This is a genomic window from Mycobacterium sp. MFM001, assembly GCF_003402475.1.
Lineage (GTDB): Bacteria > Actinomycetota > Actinomycetes > Mycobacteriales > Mycobacteriaceae > Mycobacterium.
Window position 1 is genome coordinate 305,237 of the sequence record NZ_BFAB01000001.1, and the last position, 14,443, is coordinate 319,679.

Here is a 14,443-nt window from a genome sequence, read left to right on the forward strand (position 1 = left end):
GCGTAGCCGCTTCAGGCAGCGATCAACTCGGGCGCCTCGGCGCCAGCGCTCCGCTTCAGCGGCGGCAGCGCCAGTTTCACGATCTTGCGCACCACGGTGGCGAACTGCTTGTGCAGCGGTCCCGAGTTGTACGGGATGCCGTAGCGACGGCAGATCTCGCGCACCTCCGGCGCGATCTCGGCATAGCGGCGCGCCGGCATGTCGGGGAACAAGTGGTGCTCGATCTGGTGCGACAGGTTGCCCGAGAGCAGGTGAAAGAGCTTGCCGCCGGTCAGGTTTGCCGAGCCGAGGATCTGCCGGAAGTACCACATGCCGCGGGTTTCGTTCTCGGTTTCCTCTTTGGAGAATTCCTGGGTGCCGTCCGGGAAGTGCCCGCAGAAGATGATCATGTAAGACCAGACGTTGCGCATCAGGTTGGCCGACAGGTTGCCGGCGAAGACGAACGGCGCGAACGGACCGGCCAGCAGCGGGAAGGCGACATAGTCCTTCATGACCTGCCGGCGGGTCTTGCGCCAGATGCCTTGCAGGATCTCGCGTTTGTCCGCCAGCCGGATCTCGCCGGAGCGGATCCGCTCAGTTTCCAGCTCATGCAGCGCGACGCCGTACTGGAACAGCACCATCAGCAGGAACGCGTAGACCGGGTTACCGAGGAAGTACGGTTCCCACGGCTGGTCTTCGCTCATCCGCAGAATGCCGTAGCCGATGTCACGGTCCATGTCGACGATGTTGGTGTAGGTGTGGTGCATGTAGTTGTGCGAGTGCCGCCATTGGTCGGCCGGGCAGGCGGTGTCCCACTCGAAGTTGCGGCCGGAGATCGCCGGGTCACGCATCCAGTCGTATTGGCCGTGCATGACGTTGTGGCCGATCTCCATGTTGTCCAGGATTTTCGCCACCCCGAGCATCGCCGTGCCCAACAGCCATGCCGGCGGCAGGAACAGCAGCGCACGTCCACCGACCTCGAGCGCGCGCTGGGTCTTGATGACGCGGCGGATGTAGTCGGCGTCGGCTTGGCCGAGATCGGCCATCACGCGTTCCTTGATGGCGTCGAGTTCGCGGCCGAATTCCTCGGCCTGCTCGGGCGTCAGGGTGATCTTGGGCTGTGTCATGGTGACTCCTTTCAAACCCCGACTGTGAATCTCACGACGTGACACGCCGCATGGCCGTAGCCAGATTCACAGTCGAGCGGGATGTGGTTTTACAGGGCGATGTCGACGTCGCCGACGGGAACCGATACGCAGATCTGGACGTCCTCGTCGGGAGCGGTCGACACCGCGCCGGTGGTCAGGTTGCGCACCACACCGCAGGTCTTGCGGCGGGTACAGGTGTGGCAGATGCCCATCCGGCATCCGCTTTCCGGTGTGAGCCCGGCCGCTTCGGCCTGCTCCAGCAGCGGCCGGCCGTCGTCGACTACCTCAATTCCGCTGTCGGCGAACGTCACTCGTCCGCCCGACGGCTCCGCAGGCACCTCGACCGTCGGCGCCACGAAGCTCTCGGTGTAGACGTTGTCGCAGTGCTCACGCACCGCGTCCACCAAAGCCGGTGGGCCGCAGACGAATACCGCATCAGGCGAGGGCATGGCCGCCGCCAGGTGCTCGGCGCCGAAGCGGCCGTCCAGGTCGCCGGCGCCGGATCGGGTGTAGCCGTGCAGCACCCGCACGCGCGGCATCGCGGCAAGTTCCTCGCGGTAGCACGCCTCCTCAGGGTTGCGTGCGTAATGCACGAACGCGATGTCGCCGCTGTGGCCTTCGGCGACCAGCGTGCGCAGCATCGCCATCACGGGGGTGATGCCGCTGCCGCCGGAGACGAACAGGATGCGCCGGGGCCGCGGTGTCGGCAACACAAAGTCGCCGCCGACGCCGGCCAACCCCACCACCATGCCCGGGCGGGCGTGCTCGTACAGGTGCGACGAAACCACCCCGCCGTCGTGCCGGCCGACCGTCAGCTCCACAAACGGAGAGCCCTCGGCGTTGGCCGGTGAATAGCACCGGGTGTGGCGCCGGCCGTCGACGTCGACGGTGACGTTGACGTACTGGCCGGCCTTGACGGGGTGGTCGAACGCGGCGTTGGAGCGCAACGTCAAGGTGACGCTGCGCGGAGTGGTGCGCCGGACGTCGACGACCTTGCCGCGGGCCTCGCCCAGCGTCCAGGTCGGGTCCAGCTGCTCGGTATACCGGTCGACGCCGTGCGGACCGGTGAGCAGGTCGACCAGGCCGGAGCCCAGCACCCGCTCTTTCAAAGTTTGAGTGAACATGTGTACACCGTGCCGCTTGCGCCTGCTGGTCGTCAAGGGTTTCCGCAGCTCTGTGGTAGGGTTCACACAGTGAACGACCGTATGCCTAGCTCTCGGCCGCACCGGTCGAGCCGTGGGCGTACCCGGGAAAGCCCGTCGCGGGAGGAGCGCAAGGAGGCCACCCGGCGCGCCATCATCGCCGCCGCCCTCAAGCTGCTCGACGAGCGCAGCTTCGGCAGCCTGAGCCTGCGTGAGGTGACGCGCGAGGCCGGCATCGTCCCGGCCGCGTTCTACCGTCACTTCGAGTCGATGGAAGCCCTGGGCCTGGTCCTGATCGACGAGTCGTTCCGCACCTTGCGCGACATGCTGCGCGGTGCGCGGGCCGGCAAGCTCGACCCCAACCGGGTGATCGAGTCGTCGGTGGAGATCGTCGTCGCCAGCATCGCCGAACGACGCGAACACTGGCGGTTCATTGCCCGCGAGCGCTCCAGCGGGGTCACCGTCTTGCGGTACGCGATCCGCACCGAACTGCGGCTCATCACTTCGGAGTTGGCGACCGACCTCGCCCGCTTCGACGGGCTGAACACGTGGAGCACCGAGGACCTCAACGTGCTGGCGACGCTGTTCGTCAACTCGATGATCGTCATCGCCGAGGCCATCGAGGACGCCCAGGGCGCCGAGGCGCTCGCCGAGATCCGCCGGACCGCCGTCAAGCAGCTGCGCATGATCGCGGTCGGTGTCGCGGGGTGGCGCAGCAGTCCCTAGGTTGGGCCCATGGCCATCAAGATGCGCGATCTGCTGGGCGGTGCACTCGGATCACTGCGCTACGAGCCCACCGAGAAGCGGCTTCGGGTTTACCTCGCCGACCGACTTGTCGCCGACACGCGCAGCGGGCTGCTGGTGTGGGCGCCGGGCCGGGTGGTGCCGACGTATGCGGTGCCGGAATCCGACGTCGCGGCACCGTTGGAATCCACGACGGCGTCCCGATCCGACGACCCAGATCTAGCCGGTTACCTCATCCTCGACTTCAACGCCTTCGAGTGGCGCGAGGAGGACGAACACATCGTCGCCCACCCGCACGATCCGTTCAAACGCATCGACATCCTGGCCAGCGGCCGGCATGTCCGGATCGAGTCCGACGGCCGGCTGCTGGCCGAGTCATCCCGGCCGCTGCTGTTGTTCGAAACCCTGCTGCCGGTCCGCTACTACCTGCCGCGTGCCGATGTCGTCGTCGATCTCCAGCCCACCGATACCGTCACCTACTGCGCGTATAAGGGCCGGGCGTCGTATTTCTCGGTGCCCGAAGGCCTTTCGGATGTGGCGTGGACGTACCACGCGCCGCTGCGGGAGGCCGAACCGCTGCGAGACCGCATCGCCTTTTTCAACGAGAAGGTCGACGTCATCGTCGACGACGAGCGCCAGGAACGGCCCGTCACACCGTGGTCCGGCTAAGCCAAGGGGGCAAGCTGGCCGACATCACCGGTCCCGGCATCACCGACCGGTGGGGTGTCACGTGCACCGACCTCGGCGCGTCGGTGTTAGCGCCAAACGGCACGCTGGTCTCGGTGTTCGGAGATACGTTCTCCGGCAACAAGGTTGGCGATGGTGACTGGCGCTCGCCGGTGATCCTGATCGGCACCGGCGACGCCATGCGCCCGATCCGCTACCAGCGGGCCGGCGGCGCCGACCCCGACTACGCGCAGCAGCTGTGGCGATACACGCACCGGGCCGGCCGTATCCGGCGCGGCATCAGCACGGTGATCCCGTCGGATCTGCTGCGAGTCGATGACGCCTTGTATCTGCACGCGATCGTCAACCGCGGTTTCGGCAACGTCGTCTGGACCGAGCTGTGGAAATCGGACGACAACGGAATCTCGTGGCGGCGCTTCGGCGACAAGTTCCCGAGCGACCTGCACGACGGCCATGCGCAATGCTGGTCGTGGGATTACGACCCCGACGACGGCTGGGTGTACGTGGTCTCAACCGGATTTCAGCGCGACAAGGGCGTCATCCTGCGACGGGTGCGTCCGGCGCACCTCGGCGATCCGGACCGGTACCGGGCGTGGGGTTACCGGGCCGGTCGCTGGTCCTGGCGACGGGAACCGACCCCGCTCACGCCCGACGGCGAAACCTGGGGCGAGCTGTCGCTGCGGCGGCTGGCGCCCGGCAAGTGGGTCCTCGGCGGCTTCCTGTCGTCGAAGTACGCGCTGGGATACCGGGTGCTCGACTCGCTCACTGCGGTGCGGGACGCACCGTTGCAGCTGCCGGTTATCGGATCCGCTTGGGACGCCGAGGATCACGCGCAGAGCCGGGTCGCGCAGTTGTACGGCGGGTATGTGCTGCCGGGTTCGCGATTGGACCGGGCGGGCGGTGTCGGGTTGGTGGTGTCGCAGTGGAACACCGCGCGCGGCTGGCCTTACCGGGCGATGCAGTTCCGCGCGACGCTGCGCGACACCACGCGCTCGGTGGCTTACTCGTCGACGACGTCGTAGAGCGAGCCGCCGTCCTCGGGTGTTCCGTCGATCTGTCCGCGGTGCCGGCGCGCTGGGCCGTCGTCGACTGGGTTTTCGTTGCTGACCACGTCGGGTTCCTCTGCGGCGAGCTTGTCGTCGAGGGGTTCCCCCTCCTCTTCCTCGCGCGCAGTCATCCCGAATTTGTCGGCCTCGCTCCAATCGTCCGGTGGGTCGACGACGATGTCGCCGTCGTCGTTGCGCACCTCGTCGGAGTCGGTGGACTCGCTCGGATTCAGGGTGTCGCCGGGGCCGCCTTCCTCGGGGTGCTCCGATGGATCGGTCATGGCCAACGGTTGCCCGTGGGTCGCGGGCGCTAAACGCGCTCAGAAATTCAGCGGGTAGCCGCCGCTGACTTTGAGGGTTTCGCCGGTGATGAACGACGCGTCGTCTGAGCAGAGGTACAGCATGGCGGACACCACGTCGTCCATGGTGCCCAGCCGGTGCACCAGCTGACGCTCACGCACGATGTCGTCGACGAGGGCGTGCGGCAGGTCGGCCAGCGCGTTCTCGGTGTTCATCAGGCCGGGGGCGATCCCGTTGACCCGGATCCGGTCGGCCGACAGCTCGGAGGCGAACGCGACAGTCAGCCCGCGCACCGCGAGCTTGGACACCCCGTACGGGCTGACGTTCATGAACCCGGCCATCGAGGAGATGTTCAGCACGACGCCGCCGCCGCGCTGGCGCATCGAATCCCGGCACGCCAGAGTGCAATTGATGACGCCGATCACGTTGACGTCGAACAATTCGCGGATGTCGGCGCGAGACAACATGCCGAACGGCTGGTTGTACTTCATCAGGTGCCGGCCGGCGTTGTTGATCAGGATGTCGACTCCGCCGAAGGTCTCGACCGTGACGCCGACAGCGGTGTCGACCTGTTGCTCGTCGCCGACGTCGCAGGGCACCGCGATCACCCGGGCGCCTTGCGCGGTTAGCTCGGCGGCAGTGCGCTCGGCCGTCTCGGTGTCGATGTCGATGATTGCGACGTCGGCGCCTTCGGCCGTCAGCGCCCGGGCGAACGCGCGCCCCAGTCCGATCGCGCCGCCGGTGATGACGGCGGTCTTACCGCGGAAGCGCACGTGGGCAACGCTACCTAGGAGCCCGCCACATCGGCCACAGCGTCGGACCACCGTCGGGTAGCACCATCTCGCCTGTGACGGTGAAGCCGAAGCGTTCGTAGTACGGCACGTTGTCGCGTTTGCTGGATTCCAGATACGCCGGGCAGTGCTCGGCGTCGCAGCGGTCCAGCCGCGAACGCATCAGCGCCTGCCCGAAACCGCGGCCGCGAACCGCAGTGTCGCTTCCGATCGTGGCCAGATACCAGTGCGGCTCTTCGGGATGGTGGAGCTTCATCAAGCTGAGCAGCTGGGCGAATTTGCGGCCAACCGTCGGCCGCAAACCGAAAGCGCGAACTAGCGACGGCGCCATCACCATCTGCGCCCACACCGACTGTCTCCACCGGTTCGGCGGATCCCACAGCGCCACCGCGCCGATGTCCGGGCCGTCGCAAGCGACCTCGACTCCGCCGCCGGCGAGGTGATGATGCCGGGTGGCCGTCGCGAAAAACTTGTGCAGATTCGCCGCCCGCCACTTGTCGTCGGGCATGATCCAGGTCGATACCGGATCGTCGTAGAAGGCCTGGCCCAGAGTCACCGCCAGCGCGGGGATGTCGGCTTTGCGTGCGGGGCGAACCTCGACTGTCACCTGGTCAGGCTAACCCCATGGTTGTACCGTCGGGGGCGACCGCCATCATGACCGTCATTCCCGTTGATACCGGCCCCGATCAGGTCAGCCGCACCGTCGAGGTTCACGCGCCCGCGGCGGAATTGTTCGCGCTGGTTGACCAAGTTGCGGGACCGCTACAGCAAGGACGCCGATGTGGGAATTTGAAACGGACCCCGAATACCAGCAGAAGCTGGACTGGGTCGAGCAGTTCATGGTCGACGAACTCGAGCCGCTGGATCTGGTGGCGCTCGATCCGTACGACAAGAAGAACCCAGAGACCATGACGATCCTGCGTCCGCTGCAGCAGAAGGTGAAAGACCAGGGGCTGTGGGCCGCACATCTCACGCCTGAGCTGGGCGGGCAGGGCTATGGGCAGGTCAAACTGGCGCTGCTCAACGAGATCCTGGGCCGGTCCCGTTGGGCCCCATCGGTTTTCGGCTGTCAGGCACCCGATTCCGGCAACGCCGAGATCCTGGCGATGTTCGGTACCGACGAGCAGAAGGCGCGCTATCTGCAGCCGCTGCTCGACGGCGAGATCAGTTCCTGCTATTCGATGACCGAACCGCAGGGCGGTTCGGACCCCGGTATGTTCGTCACCCGCGCCGAACGCGATGGCGACTCGTGGGTGATCAACGGCGAGAAGTGGTTTTCGTCCAACGCCAAGCACGCAACGTTTTTCATCGTCATGGCGGTCACCAATCCCGAAGCGCGCACCCGCGAGAAGATGTCGCTGTTCATCGTGCCCGCCGAGACGCCCGGCCTCGAGATCGTCCGCAATGTCGGCGTCGGCACCGACTCGCACGCCAGCCATGGCTACGTCCGCTACACCGACGTGCGGGTGCCGGCCGACCATGTGCTCGGCGGCGAAGGGCAGGCGTTCGCGATAGCGCAGACCCGGCTGGGCGGCGGGCGTATCCATCACGCGATGCGCACAATTGCGCTGGCGCGCCGCGCCTTTGACATGATGTGCGAGCGGGCGGTGTCGCGGCAGACCCGGTTCGGCCGGCTGGGGGATCTGCAGATGACGCAGGAGAAGATCGCCGACAGCTGGATTCAGATCGAGCAGTTCCGGCTGCTGGTGCTGCGTACAGCCTGGCTGATCGACAAGCATCACGACTACCAGAAGGTGCGCCGCGACATCGCGGCGGTGAAAGTCGCGATGCCGCAGGTGTTGCACGACGTGGTACAGCGGGCCATGCACTTGCACGGCGCGCTCGGTGTTTCCAACGAAATGCCATTCGTGAAAATGGTGGTCGCCGCCGAGTCGCTGGGTATCGCGGACGGCGCCACCGAGCTGCACAAGATGACCGTTGCGCGGCGCACCCTGCGCGAATACGAGCCGGTGTCAACACCTTTCCCGTCGCAGCATCTGCCGACACGCAAGGCCGAGGCGGAAGCCCGGCTGGCCGAACGACTCGAGCACGCGGTCGCCGAATTCTGACGAGCAGACGCAGAATCGCGCGTTCGGCTCGCGAATCGTGCGATTCTGCGTCTGCTCGCGCTCAGGTGGTGAGGCGGTCGATGTGGGCGAGAAAGTGGGTCAGCACCGCGTCAGGCGCTTCGAGTTGCGGCCAGTGCCCGATGTCGTCGGCGAGCATCACGACATCAGCTGCGGGTATCACTTCGGCGTAGCGGCGCGCCATGTGGGCACCCGAATTGGGGTCGACGGGCCCGTCGATCAATCGCATCGAAACCGTGGTCTGCCGCATCGCACGCATCCACCGGTTGCGGTGGGTATAGCGGTCGTTGATGAAGCGGCCGACCTTGTGCAGCACCCGTCGGCCGTCGTTGTAGTCCAAGATCTGGTTGAACACATCCATCATCTGCCGTGTCGGCTTGGTATTCGGGCCGAACATCTCGCGCAGCGTCGGCTCCAGCAGCCGACGAGACACCGGACTGCCCTGCACGCGACTGAAGATGTCCCCCAACGGAGTACGAGACATCAACTTCTGTGCGGCTCGCGGCCTGTAGGACTCGACGAACATGCCGCCGTTGAGCCAGGTGATCGAGTCGATCCGCAATGCTCCGTAGGCCTGCTGTCCAAACTCGTGACGGGCCAGCAGTTCTTGGCCCACGGAATCACCGATGTCGTGGGCCAAGATGTGCACGTTGCGGATGTTCAGGTGCGCCAGCAGTGCTTCGTGCATGTCCGCGTGATCGCCCACCGAGTATTCGTAGGCCGCGGGCTTGTCGGAGAATCCCATGCCGATCATGTCCGGCGCGATGACGGTGAACCGTTGGGTCAGTTGCGGCCAAATCAGCGCCCAGTCATAGGAGTTGAACGGATAGCCGTGGATCAACAGCAGCGGGGGTCCGCTGCCCTCTATGCGATAGAAGATGCGGAAGCCGAGGTAGTCGAAGTACTCCCCCGCGGCCAGCCAGCGTCCCAGTTCAGCGTCCATGCCGCGGCAAATCAGGTGATGTAGCGGACGATGCTTTCCGCCACACACGCCGGCTTGTTCGACCCCTCGATCTCCACGACCGTCGACACTGTCGCCTGCACTGCTCCGTTGCCGACATCCTCGACGTCCACCAGCGTGCTCTCGGCGCGCACCTTGGAACCGACCGGCACCGGCGCCGGGAAGCGGACCTTGTTGAGGCCGTAGTTGACCGCCAGCTTGATGCCGTTGACCGTGTACATCTCGTGCCAGAGCCGCGGCAGCAGTGACAGCGTCATGAAGCCGTGAGCGATCGTCCCGCCGAACGGGCCCTTGGCCGCCTTCTCCGGGTCGACGTGGATCCACTGGTGATCCCCGGTCGCGTCGGCGAACAGGTTGACGTCTTCTTGAGTGATGGTCACCCACTCGCTTTGCCCGATGGTCTGTCCCTTGGCGGTGGCGAGGTCGGCAACTGACTCGAAGGTGCGCATGCGGGTAAGCATAGTGCGGCGCGGGTAACCACCTTTCCATGGCTGAAGCGAACGGGCAGAAGACCGAATCGGACGTCGAGGCGGAGTCCCACGAGACACGTTCACGCGCAAGCAAAGGCGAGGACGACGGCAAATACGTCGGGCGGACGGACCCCGACGATGCTCTCGACGTCGGCGAAACCGGAGCGGAAGCACGCAGCGACGACGGCTGACTGAGAATGATCGCGTGAGGCTGCTGCTGCTCGCCGACACGCACGTTCCGCTGCGGGCCCGAGATCTACCGGCCCAGGTGTGGGAGGAGGTCGACAAGGCCGACGTCGTCTTTCATGCCGGCGACTGGGTAGCACCCGAACTGCTCGACACACTGGACTCGCGGGCCGCTCGGCTGGTCGCGTGCTGGGGAAACAACGACGGACCGGTGCTGCGGTCCCGGCTGCCGGAACGCGCCGACGTGACGCTCGGCGGGCTGCGCTTCACCGTCGTCCACGAAACCGGGTCCGCGGCCGGCCGCGAGGCACGAATGTCGCGGCTCTACCCGGACACCGACGTGCTGGTCTTCGGGCACAGCCACATCCCATGGGATACCACCACGAAATCCGGTCTGCGCCTGCTGAATCCGGGCTCACCGACGGATCGCCGCCGCCAGCCGTCCTGCACATACATGACCGCGGCCGTCGACAACGGCGTGTTGACCGACGTGGTCCTGCATCCGGTGCAGCGATAAGCGTTGCGCCGCTGGCTGATTCGTGCCGTCGAAATGTAACCGTTATCTTTGAGTCTGCGCCGTCGCTCAATCGTTAGCCAACCGCGATGTCCCACCCCGCGCCGACAAACGGGTTTCACCTACCAGCCGTGTTTGACTGCGACGGACAGCTATTCGACCGCACATTGCGGCAGATGAAAGTTGGGATAGGTAGGAGCTATGAAGTTCGTTGAGAAGTTACGTGGCGCGGCGACACGGTTGCCGCGTCGGCTGACGATCGCCGCCTTGGGCGCAATCTTGCTGCCCGGTCTGGTCGGTGTCGTCGGCGGCTCGGCGACCGCGGGGGCGTTCTCCAAACCGGGCCTGCCGGTCGAGTACCTGCAGGTGCCCTCGCCGTCGATGGGCCACGACATCAAGGTTCAATTCCAGGGCGGGGGGCCGCACGCGGTGTACCTGCTCGACGGCCTGCGCGCCCAGGACGACTACAACGGCTGGGACATCAACACTCCCGCGTTCGAGGAATTCTACCAGTCGGGGCTGTCGGTGATCATGCCCGTCGGCGGCCAGTCCAGCTTCTACTCCGACTGGTATCAGCCGGCCTGCGGCAAGGCCGGTTGCCAGACCTACAAGTGGGAGACGTTTTTGACCCGTGAGATGCCCGGGTGGCTGCAGGCCAACAAGGGTGTCTCGCCGGCCGGCAACGCCGCGGTGGGCCTGTCGATGTCGGGTGGGTCGGCGCTGATCCTGGCGGCCTACTACCCGCAGCAGTTCTCGTACGCCGGCTCGCTGTCCGGCTTCTTGAACCCCTCCGAGGGATGGTGGCCGACGCTGATCGGTTTCGCGATGGGCGACGCAGGCGGCTACAACGCCAACAACATGTGGGGTCCGTCGAGCGACCCGGCGTGGAAGCGCAACGACCCGATGCTGCAGATCCCGCGGCTGGTGGCCAACAACACCCGGGTCTGGGTGTACTGCGGTAACGGCACGCCGAACGAAATCGGTGGCGACAGCATGCCGGCCAAGTTCCTGGAGAGCTTCACGCTGCGCACCAACGAAGCCTTCCGGGACAACTACATTGCCGCCGGCGGCAGAAACGGTGTGTTCAACTTCCCCACCAACGGCACGCACGACTGGGGTTACTGGAACCAGCAGCTGGTGGCGATGAAGCCGGACCTCCAGCGGGTGCTGAACGGGGCGCCGAACCCGGCCTGACACACCGCCAACAAAAAGACATCGGCAGCAGTGCTCCCCCGGCGCTGCTGCCGATTTCTTTGCTCAGGCGGCTGTCAAGCGGGCGATCGACCGCAGCGGAATCGGCAGCCAGCCGGGCCGATGCCGAGACTCGTAACCGGTCTCGTAGACCGCCTTGTCCAGTTCGTATGCCGCCAGCACCGCCGCCGAATCGCGCGGGTCGACGCCGGATGCGGCCGCGTAACCGTCGCAAAACGCGGCCCGGTTACGGTCGACCCACTCGCGGGCCCGCGCGGCCAGCTGCTTGTCGTCGGCCTGGTCCACCAGCTGCCCGTAGGCGGCGTATTCGAACGAGCGCAGCACCCCGGCCACGTCGCGCAACGGGGAATCCGGCGCGCGACGCTCCTCGAGCGGCTGGCCCGGTTCGCCCTCGAAGTCGATCAACAGCCAGCTCTCCGGGGTGCGCAGCACCTGGCCCAGATGCAGGTCGCCGTGGATGCGCTGCACGGTGATGGCCTCGTGCGCCAGCTTGCCGAACTGCTCTTCGATGGTCGTCACGTACTCCGCGAGCTCGGGCACGGTGGCCGCCGTCGACGACAACCGGGCCAGCACGGTGTCGACCGGGAACGTGCCCTGTTCCGTGCCCAGGGTTTCGGCCAGCGTGGCGTGCACCGAGGCGACGGCCTCGCCGAGCCGGTGGGCTTCGCCAGCGAAGTCACCGCCGACTTCGTGGGCGTACAGGTCGCCCTCGGCGAACAAATCTCGCACGCTGGCCGTGGCCATCGCCCAGCCCTCGGCCGCGTTGGCGGCATACTCGGTCGCCATGCCGAGCGACCAGGACGCACTGTCGCCGGTCAGCTCGTAGCTACCCAGCAGCCGGGCCACGTGCGGGTTGCCGGCGCGGGCCAGCACGCGGTTCAACTCGACGTCTGGGTTGACGCCGGGAATGACCCGGCGGAACACCTTGAGGATGGCGTCGCGGTCGAAGATCACGCTGGTGTTGCTCTGCTCGGCATCCGACATCCGGGGGTGCGCTTCCAGCGGCAGCGTCGCGTCCGGCTCCTTGGCGAACGTCACATTGCCGCGCGTCACCGAGGCGTCGATCAACGACAGCAGAACCTTGGCGGCGGCCGGGTCGTAGAGCGCGTCATAGGCGGTGCGGTCGTTGTCGGCGCCGATGGTGGCCACGCTGCTGTATTCGACGACCGGCGTGACATCCCAGCTGACGATCACTTGGTAGCGCTCCGCCGACCCGTCGGCGTAGGTGACGTCGACCAGCGTCAGGTCGAGATCGTCACCGAGAGGGATCACCAGGCTCGCTTCAGCGGAGGACAGTTCACGGTTGCGCCCGGCATACCAGCGTTGCTGCGGAAGCCATTCTGACCATGGCAAATTCATTGCGACTCCTCAGACTCGCGCAGCTGGAACCAGTAAAACCCGTTTCCTGGCAGGGTCAGCAAGTATGGCAGCTGGCCTATGGGCGGGAATTCCACATGGCCGGTCAATTCAACCGGCGTGTAGCCGCTCCAGTGCTGCAGGTTCAGTTCGATGGGCTGCGGGAAGCGCGACAAGTTGTTGACGCACAGCACCACGTCGTCGTCGGCCTGGCGCACGTAGGCCAGCACCGACGGGTTCGATCCGCCCATTTCCTCGAATGTTCCGACCGCAAACGCGTTGTGCCGGCGTCGCACCGACAGCATGGTGCGAGTCCAGTTGAGCAGGGACGACGAGGTGTCGCGCTGCGCCTCCACGTTGACGGCCTGGTAACCGTAGACGGGGTCCTGGATGGGCGGCAGATACATTCGGCCGGGGTTGGCGGTTGAAAAGCCCGCGTTGCGGTCCGGCGTCCACTGCATCGGGGTGCGCACCCCGTCGCGGTCGCCGAGCCAGATGACGTCGCCCATGCCGATCTCGTCGCCGTAGTAGAGCACCGGCGAACCGGGCAGCGACAACAGCAGCGCGGTGAACAACTCGATCTGGTCGCGGTCCTTCTCCAGCAGCGACGCCAGCCGGCGGCGGATGCCCACGTTGGCCTTCATCCGCGGGTCCTTGGCGTACTCGGAGTACATGTAGTCACGCTCTTCGTCGGTGACCATCTCCAGCGTCAACTCGTCGTGGTTGCGCAGGAAGATCCCCCACTGCGCCATCTTCGGGATGGCCGGGGTCTGGGCCAGGATCTCCGAGATCGGGAACCGCGACTCGCGGCGAACGGCCATGAAGATGCGGGGCATCAGCGGGAAGTGGAACGCCATGTGGCATTCGTCGCCGCCGGTGTCGGGATCGCCGAAGTACTCGACCACGTCGCTGGGCCACTGATTGGCCTCCGCCAGCAGCACCCGGCCCGGGAATTCGTCGTCGACCACTTTGCGGACCCGCTTGAGGAAGGCATGCGTTTCGGGCAGGTTCTCGCAGTTGGTGCCCTCGCGCTCGAACAGGTACGGCACGGCGTCCAGCCGGAATCCGTCGATGCCGAGATCGAGCCAAAAGCGCATGACGTCGAGCATCGCTTCCTGCACGGCAGGGTTGTCGTAGTTGAGGTCCGGCTGGTGGGAGAAGAACCGGTGCCAATAAAACTGCTTGCGTACTGCGTCGAACGTCCAGTTGGACTCTTCGGTGTCGATGAAGATGATCCGGGCGTCGGCGTATTTGTCGCTGGTGTCGCTCCACACGTAGTAGTCGCCGTACGGCCCGTCGGGGTCGTGGCGAGATTCCTGGAACCACGGGTGCGAGTCCGACGTGTGGTTCATCACCAGGTCGGTGATGATCCGGATACCGCGCCGGTGCGCGGCGTCGACCAGCGCGACGAAGTCGTCGACGGTCCCGAACTCCGGCAGCACCTTGTAGAAGTCGCGGATGTCGTAGCCGCCGTCGCGCAGCGGCGAGTCGTAGAACGGCGGCAGCCAGATGCAGTCGATGCCCAGCCATTGCAGGTAGTCGAGTTGCTCCATGAGGCCGCGCAGGTCGCCGAATCCGTCGGCGTTGGAGTCGTAGAACGCCCGGACCAGCACCTCGTAGAAGACCGCGTGCTTGTACCAAGTCGGATCGGCGGGCAGGACGGCGGCGTCGGCGAAGTCGTCGGCGCTGGGGTGCTCGACGACGCCCGCTTGGACGTGGCTGCCCTCGGCCGGATCGTGTTCGACGCTGTTTTCGGCCTCGTTAGTCAAATCCACAGTTCTACGCGTACCCCACACTGGACAGACGGAATCGTCTGCGGC

16 protein-coding genes and 1 pseudogene are annotated in these 14,443 nt (G+C 66.0%); 8 read left to right on the forward strand and 9 right to left on the reverse strand.

What is annotated here, in order from left to right:
• Positions 1-11: 11 nt before the first annotated feature.
• Positions 12-1,106: an acyl-CoA desaturase gene (locus tag MFM001_RS01505; protein WP_116372846.1), complete on the reverse strand. Its 1,095-nt coding sequence runs from the start codon at positions 1,104-1,106 to the stop codon at positions 12-14.
• A gap of 89 nt (positions 1,107-1,195) precedes the next feature.
• Positions 1,196-2,251: a ferredoxin reductase gene (locus MFM001_RS01510; RefSeq protein ID WP_116372848.1), complete on the reverse strand. Its 1,056-nt coding sequence runs from the start codon at positions 2,249-2,251 to the stop codon at positions 1,196-1,198.
• Between the two features lie 69 nt (positions 2,252-2,320).
• On the opposite strand from MFM001_RS01510, the gene MFM001_RS01515 reads away from it, so the two are divergent.
• The 3 genes from MFM001_RS01515 to MFM001_RS01525 are packed head-to-tail and all read left to right on the forward strand — an operon-like array spanning position 2,321 to position 4,722.
• Positions 2,321-2,995, forward strand: coding sequence for a TetR family transcriptional regulator (locus MFM001_RS01515; protein ID WP_116372850.1), 675 nt, complete (start codon positions 2,321-2,323; stop codon positions 2,993-2,995).
• 9 nt (positions 2,996-3,004) lie between these two features.
• A complete protein-coding gene (locus tag MFM001_RS01520; protein WP_116372852.1) occupies positions 3,005-3,682 on the forward strand; it encodes a DUF427 domain-containing protein in 678 nt (225 codons plus the stop codon).
• Complete coding sequence (locus tag MFM001_RS01525) at positions 3,670-4,722, forward strand: DUF4185 domain-containing protein (protein WP_116372854.1); 1,053 nt, start codon at positions 3,670-3,672, stop codon at positions 4,720-4,722. The genes MFM001_RS01520 and MFM001_RS01525 overlap by 13 nt, the downstream gene beginning before the upstream one ends.
• On the opposite strand, the gene MFM001_RS01530 is transcribed toward MFM001_RS01525, so the two are convergent.
• Genes MFM001_RS01530 through MFM001_RS01540 form a run of 3 tightly spaced genes read right to left on the reverse strand, consistent with a single transcriptional unit; the run spans position 4,701 to position 6,444 of the window.
• Positions 4,701-5,027 (reverse strand): hypothetical protein, encoded by a 327-nt coding sequence (locus MFM001_RS01530; RefSeq protein WP_116372856.1) that lies wholly within the window; start codon positions 5,025-5,027, stop codon positions 4,701-4,703. The two genes, MFM001_RS01525 and MFM001_RS01530, sit on opposite strands and share 22 nt — an antisense overlap.
• A gap of 39 nt (positions 5,028-5,066) precedes the next feature.
• Entirely contained in the window at positions 5,067-5,819 is a 753-nt protein-coding gene (locus MFM001_RS01535) for an SDR family NAD(P)-dependent oxidoreductase (RefSeq protein WP_116372858.1), read from the reverse strand.
• Positions 5,820-5,829: 10 nt separating this feature from the next.
• Positions 5,830-6,444 carry a GNAT family N-acetyltransferase gene (locus tag MFM001_RS01540; protein ID WP_116372860.1) on the reverse strand — a complete coding sequence of 205 codons (615 nt, stop codon included), beginning with the start codon at positions 6,442-6,444 and terminating at the stop codon, positions 5,830-5,832.
• 47 nt (positions 6,445-6,491) lie between these two features.
• Between MFM001_RS01540 and MFM001_RS24715 the strand changes: the two are divergent.
• Positions 6,492-6,581: pseudogene (locus MFM001_RS24715) on the forward strand (dimethyladenosine transferase); the annotation flags it as partial.
• A 35-nt stretch (positions 6,582-6,616) separates the two neighbouring features.
• Positions 6,617-7,906: an acyl-CoA dehydrogenase family protein gene (locus MFM001_RS01550; protein WP_116372862.1), complete on the forward strand. Its 1,290-nt coding sequence runs from the start codon at positions 6,617-6,619 to the stop codon at positions 7,904-7,906.
• A gap of 61 nt (positions 7,907-7,967) precedes the next feature.
• On the opposite strand, the gene MFM001_RS01555 is transcribed toward MFM001_RS01550, so the two are convergent.
• Both MFM001_RS01555 and MFM001_RS01560 read right to left on the reverse strand, forming a co-directional pair.
• The gene (locus MFM001_RS01555; protein WP_116372865.1) at positions 7,968-8,867 is read right to left on the reverse strand and encodes an alpha/beta fold hydrolase; all 900 of its coding nucleotides are present in this window, start codon (positions 8,865-8,867) and stop codon (positions 7,968-7,970) included.
• Positions 8,868-8,878: 11 nt separating this feature from the next.
• Positions 8,879-9,334 (reverse strand): MaoC family dehydratase, encoded by a 456-nt coding sequence (locus MFM001_RS01560; RefSeq protein ID WP_116373553.1) that lies wholly within the window; start codon positions 9,332-9,334, stop codon positions 8,879-8,881.
• Between the two features lie 38 nt (positions 9,335-9,372).
• Between MFM001_RS01560 and MFM001_RS24565 the strand changes: the two genes are divergently transcribed.
• The 3 genes from MFM001_RS24565 (at position 9,373) to ag85C (ending at position 11,249) form a co-directional block, all read left to right on the forward strand.
• Entirely contained in the window at positions 9,373-9,546 is a 174-nt protein-coding gene (locus MFM001_RS24565; protein WP_192886818.1) for a hypothetical protein, read from the forward strand.
• Positions 9,547-9,560: 14 nt separating this feature from the next.
• On the forward strand, positions 9,561-10,058 hold the full coding sequence (locus tag MFM001_RS01565; protein WP_116372867.1) for a metallophosphoesterase: 498 nt from the start codon (positions 9,561-9,563) through the stop codon (positions 10,056-10,058).
• 198 nt (positions 10,059-10,256) lie between these two features.
• Positions 10,257-11,249 carry a diacylglycerol acyltransferase/mycolyltransferase Ag85C gene (gene ag85C, locus MFM001_RS01570; RefSeq protein ID WP_116372869.1) on the forward strand — a complete coding sequence of 331 codons (993 nt, stop codon included), beginning with the start codon at positions 10,257-10,259 and terminating at the stop codon, positions 11,247-11,249.
• 63 nt (positions 11,250-11,312) lie between these two features.
• On the opposite strand, the gene MFM001_RS01575 is transcribed toward ag85C, so the two are convergent.
• On the reverse strand, positions 11,313-12,626 hold the full coding sequence (locus MFM001_RS01575) for a maltokinase (RefSeq protein ID WP_116372872.1): 1,314 nt from the start codon (positions 12,624-12,626) through the stop codon (positions 11,313-11,315).
• Positions 12,623-14,392: a maltose alpha-D-glucosyltransferase gene (gene treS / locus MFM001_RS01580; protein WP_371685116.1), complete on the reverse strand. Its 1,770-nt coding sequence runs from the start codon at positions 14,390-14,392 to the stop codon at positions 12,623-12,625. The genes MFM001_RS01575 and treS overlap by 4 nt, the downstream gene beginning before the upstream one ends.
• Positions 14,393-14,443 lie beyond the last annotated feature (51 nt).

Coding starts and splice junctions, on each gene's coding strand:
- MFM001_RS01530 (WP_116372856.1), bottom strand. CDS start 5,027: ATGACCGATCCATCGGAGCACCCCGAGGAAGGCGGCCCCGGCGACACC.
- MFM001_RS01505 (WP_116372846.1), bottom strand. CDS start 1,106: ATGACACAGCCCAAGATCACCCTGACGCCCGAGCAGGCCGAGGAATTC.
- MFM001_RS24565 (WP_192886818.1), top strand. CDS start 9,373: ATGGCTGAAGCGAACGGGCAGAAGACCGAATCGGACGTCGAGGCGGAG.
- MFM001_RS01510 (WP_116372848.1), bottom strand. CDS start 2,251: ATGTTCACTCAAACTTTGAAAGAGCGGGTGCTGGGCTCCGGCCTGGTC.
- MFM001_RS01575 (WP_116372872.1), bottom strand. CDS start 12,626: ATGAATTTGCCATGGTCAGAATGGCTTCCGCAGCAACGCTGGTATGCC.
- MFM001_RS01560 (WP_116373553.1), bottom strand. CDS start 9,334: ATGCGCACCTTCGAGTCAGTTGCCGACCTCGCCACCGCCAAGGGACAG.
- ag85C (WP_116372869.1), top strand. CDS start 10,257: ATGAAGTTCGTTGAGAAGTTACGTGGCGCGGCGACACGGTTGCCGCGT.
- MFM001_RS01550 (WP_116372862.1), top strand. CDS start 6,617: ATGTGGGAATTTGAAACGGACCCCGAATACCAGCAGAAGCTGGACTGG.
- MFM001_RS01555 (WP_116372865.1), bottom strand. CDS start 8,867: ATGGACGCTGAACTGGGACGCTGGCTGGCCGCGGGGGAGTACTTCGAC.
- MFM001_RS01520 (WP_116372852.1), top strand. CDS start 3,005: ATGGCCATCAAGATGCGCGATCTGCTGGGCGGTGCACTCGGATCACTG.